Source organism: Sphingorhabdus sp. (genome assembly GCF_044239005.1).
GTDB lineage: Bacteria > Pseudomonadota > Alphaproteobacteria > Sphingomonadales > Sphingomonadaceae > Sphingorhabdus_B.
Map to the genome: position 1 here is coordinate 1 of NZ_JBIICH010000155.1, position 4,260 is coordinate 4,260.

The 4,260-nt window shown below is 58.1% G+C and carries 2 protein-coding genes and 1 tRNA gene; 1 reads left to right on the forward strand and 2 read right to left on the reverse strand.

What is annotated here, in order from left to right; genetic code table 11:
- Positions 1-2,948, reverse strand: a 2,948-nt coding sequence (locus tag ACILQA_RS10165) for an amidohydrolase (protein WP_395629587.1), incomplete at its 3' end; no start/stop codon positions are given.
- A 310-nt stretch (positions 2,949-3,258) separates the two neighbouring features.
- Between ACILQA_RS10165 and ACILQA_RS10170 the strand changes: the two genes are divergently transcribed.
- Entirely contained in the window at positions 3,259-3,735 is a 477-nt protein-coding gene (locus ACILQA_RS10170; RefSeq protein ID WP_395629588.1) for a YybH family protein, read from the forward strand.
- A 305-nt stretch (positions 3,736-4,040) separates the two neighbouring features.
- Here ACILQA_RS10170 and ACILQA_RS10175 read toward each other — a convergent pair.
- Positions 4,041-4,117, reverse strand: a tRNA-Met gene (locus ACILQA_RS10175).
- Positions 4,118-4,260 lie beyond the last annotated feature (143 nt).

A 4,260-nucleotide genomic window follows, 5' to 3' on the forward strand; every position in this document is an offset into this window, starting at 1 on the left:
GCTTCCTGACCATGCGCACCGATCGCCACCGGCACGCCAAGCTTGGCAAGCTTATGTGCCTCACGCGCGCTGTTGTCGTCGACATAGTCTTCCTCAGGCGCGATTTCGCGGCGTGCATTGTTCGCCGCAAGCTCGGTCGGCGGATAATGCTTGGCCATCAACGGATGACGGAACACATCGGTATGTGCACGCCAATAGGGATCACCTGCTGGGCCGCCATAGGTCACGACAAGGGTCGGGGTGTACCCCACCTTCGATTTCGAGAAGAACTGAAGCACGTCGCCGTAGAAAATGTCGAGCGGGACATTGTGTTCAACGGTGGTGTTGCCATCGGCAATCAGGTTCATGTCCATGCCGAACAGCGAACCGCCTTCGGCGACCGAACGCATATTTTCCTGAAGCGCGGCGGCAACAACTTGCTGACGCTGTTCACGGCGCGGCTGGTTATAGTTTTTGACGCTGTGCGCACCTTGCGCCTTCAACCGCCGGACATGCGCGAGGGCATCATCAAGGCCATTGATTTCGGCATACACATCGGCGGCCTTTGCGCCGTAGACAATCTCGCCGGTGGAGAAAGAACGCGGCCCGACAATCAGGCCCGCGCGCTGCATTTCCACCGCCGGGAAAACCGTCGCGGCGCTGCTCGATGGATCATGCCGCGTGGTGATACCCATGGCGAGGTTGAGCATATTCACCCAGTTTTGCTGCGGGGTCATTTCATCGACACCATGCGGACCATGGGCGTGGGCATCCACAAGACCCGGAATGATGGTCTTGCCGGTAACATCCACAGTCTTTGTGCCCGCAGGGATGGGGAAGTCTCCCGCCTTGCCGACGGCTTTGATCCGGTCATTTTCTACCAAGATGACGGCATTGTCGATGATCCCGCCATCCTTGTCCGCCATGGTCACGACACGCGCGCCGGTGAAGGCGACGAGGCCAGTTGGACGGTCCGACTTCACCGTCATCGACAGCGAAATGCCGTCTTTCGGCGGCGCAAACTTGACGGGCTTGGCGTCTTTCGCAAGCGGGCCATTGGGGTAAAATGCGCTGGTTTGTGCTGTGTAGAGCGTAGGGCCGAGTGCCCAATGCAATGCATCGCCATTGCGGCTCCAATGCATATAATCGGCGCCGCCCTTGCTAACCTTCACCACGGGAAGCGCGCTGCCCGACGACGACGCAGTGACTTCCTGCGTGCCGGGCATCAATGGCATTACAAATGCTTCATAGTTTTGACGGAAGGCAAAATTGTTGCCGTCTGGCGATACTTCATAAATGGTCGTCAGCTCGCCGCTGGCATGATTGCGCTTGGCTTCACCGTTCAGGTCGACACTGACGAGCAGGCGTTTGTTGGCACCGGATTCGGTATAGAAAATCCGGTCGTTGCTGGCGGCGAAATGCGGCGTGGTTCCTCTTTCGGTAACGCGAACAGCATTGCCGCCTGTCGTGGCTATGCGGTAAATGCCCGGCTGATCCGAACGCAAGGGCGAGGTTAGGCCGCCGCCTTCCTGCTTTTCAAATACGATCGTCTTGCCGTCTGGCGAAAAGCGCGGACGCGCATAATGGCCGGATTGCGCCGTCACATTTTTCGCCCTGCCGCCCGCTGCGCCCACGACCTGAATGTGGCCAAGGCCCTTATCGGTCCAGTTCACAAAGGCGATGGTCTTCCCGTCGCGCGACCATGTGGGATATGCTTCCATCGCGCTGTCAGATGCGGTCAAGCGCTTTGCGGCCCCGCCTGCCGCAGGCTTGACCCACAACTTACCCATGGTTTCAAACAACACGGTCCGGCCATCGGGCGAAGTAACCACGCCGCGCGGCATATGCGTCTGGAACTCGGCAGGTGCCACTTCAATCGGCGGGCGCGGCGGGTCGATGACATCGCGTGTGTCGGAAATGCGGAACGGGATTTCGCTCGATGCACCGCTCGGCCAATCGACCTTGCGCATCTTGCCGCCTGCCCAGAAGTAAATGGTCTTGCTGTCGGGTGACCAATCCATGTTCGGATAGACACCAGTGACGGCCCATGTTTCCTGCACATCTTGGTCGAGCGCATCGTAGATCTTGCGCTCTTCGCCGGTGTCCAAATCTTTCACATAGAGTTTGGACTGGGTCCGTTCGCGGCGGACGAAGGCGATTTTTGTGCCATCGGGTGAGGGCGTTGGGCGCACCGAACCGCCGACACCGGACACGGCCGTTTCGGTTTTGCCGGTCTCAATCTCATAGCTTTCAATGTCGAACAGCTGACCGTTGGAATCCTGCGCATATTGGAAGATTGGTCCGGGCGTGATGTTGCGCGTGTAATAGATATGCTTGCCATCGGGCGCAAAGATAGGCTCGCCCAATTCCTTCTGATGTTGGTCATTGGGCTTCTTGACCAGCTGAACCCCTGCGCCGCCCGACACATGGTAGAGCCAGACTTCGCCAGTACCCAGCGAACGACCCGTGGTGAAATGCTTCTTGGCGGCGATGAAGCGACCATCGGGGCTCCAGCTTGGTTGATTGAGCAAGCGGAAATCCTCTTTGCTCATCTGCCGTTTGTCGGAACCATCGCGGTTCATGATCCAGATATTGTCGCCGCCGCCCCGGTCGGAGGTAAAGGCAATGCGCGTTCCATCGGGGGAAAAGCGCGGCTGGGTTTCGAAGGGCAAGCCTTCGGCAATGCGGGTCGGCGTGCCGCCGGTGACGGGCATGGTATAGATGTCACCCAGCAGATCGAACGCGATGGTCCGGCCATCGGGGCTGACGTCAAGGTTCATCCACGAACCCTCGTCAGTATCAATCGCGATCTGGCGGAGGGTCAAGCCGGGAGGGGCTGCGACATCCCATTTCGGCGCCTTTTCTTCCGCGGCAGCGGCCGGAGCAACCGGAGTAGCAGCTTGGGCAAATGCCGATGCCGGAATGGTCGCTGCACCCAGCAGCAAGATGGTCTTCAGATAATGTGTCATTTTTGGGGCTCCCCTGCCGTCTTTTTTCCTTGCTGTCATGCCTAGCGGGCAAGGGCAAGTGGGAAGCCGCAGCTTCGATGGGGAACGGGTTATTTTCTACGAACGACGGGGCGGTTTCCGCCGTGCCACGCCGCAGAGGGGCCATCGTTACAATTGTTCACTTTACGGAATGGGGGATTGAGGCGACTGTTAAACATCGTTTTTATGACGCACTTAAGCGGCCAAGGTGCCGTAAAATGCGTGTGTTAGAGTGCGCCGCGACGTCTTCGCCTTCAGGAATATGGGCGCTGTCGACGGCCAAAGGAGGAGAATGAAGATGAAAGCTTTGTACACGATCCCGGCCCTGTTGCTTCTCGTTTCCGGCTGTTCCGGCGGTGAAACGCCCGCCGCTCCGATAGATATCAAGGCCATCGAGGCGGCAGCGCACGATGGCTATGTTGCGGCCATTAACAGCAACAATGTCGACACGCTGATGGAGGGCCTGACCGACGATGTCGTTCTTCAGGCACCCGGCGCGCCAGAAATCATCGGCAAGGCCGCGGTGCGCGAATGGGTCGGCGGATATTTCGGCGCTTATGAAACGAAGTGGGAAAAAACGTCGCTTGGCTTCACCGTCACCGGCGATTTGGCCGTTGAGCGTTACACATACAAAGCCACCGACACCGACAAGAAAACCGGCGCAGTCACGACCGACATCGGCAAAGGGATCAACGTTTTCCGGCGCGGTACCGACGGCAAATGGCGCGTGGCGATTGACGGATGGAGCTCCGACAAACCCGCATCATAACGGGCACGCAGAGGCGCAGAGGGACGCCCTTATATTGGCGTAACGAGCGGCTTTTCCATCATCGCGCGTTGGAATAGCTGATCACCGATCTGGACAATCTGATGTTCGACAACTGAAAAGCCGACCGCGGCAACGCGGCGCTAAGCGACTTTGGCGCTGTGCTTATGCGTTGTGTGCGGGAGTAGGATTTATGCGCTTCGCGCATGGTCTCCGCAATGGCTTTGCCATTGCTCCGGCTGAATGAGGTGAAAATCCACAATCCACCACAGCCAACAAAAAAGGCCCCGCGAGGGGGCCTTTTTTGTTGGTTGCGGGAGTAGGATTTGAACCTACGACCTTCAGGTTATGAGCCTGACGAGCTACCGGGCTGCTCCATCCCGCGCCACCAAAATGCCCTATATTTCAACGGGGCAAAAACGAAAAAAGGCGGACATCCGTCGAATGAACGACAGCGGTCCGCCTTTTGAATTATGAATGGGTTCTTCCAATGCACTTATATCATGAGCGCCGGCTGCAATGCCTGGC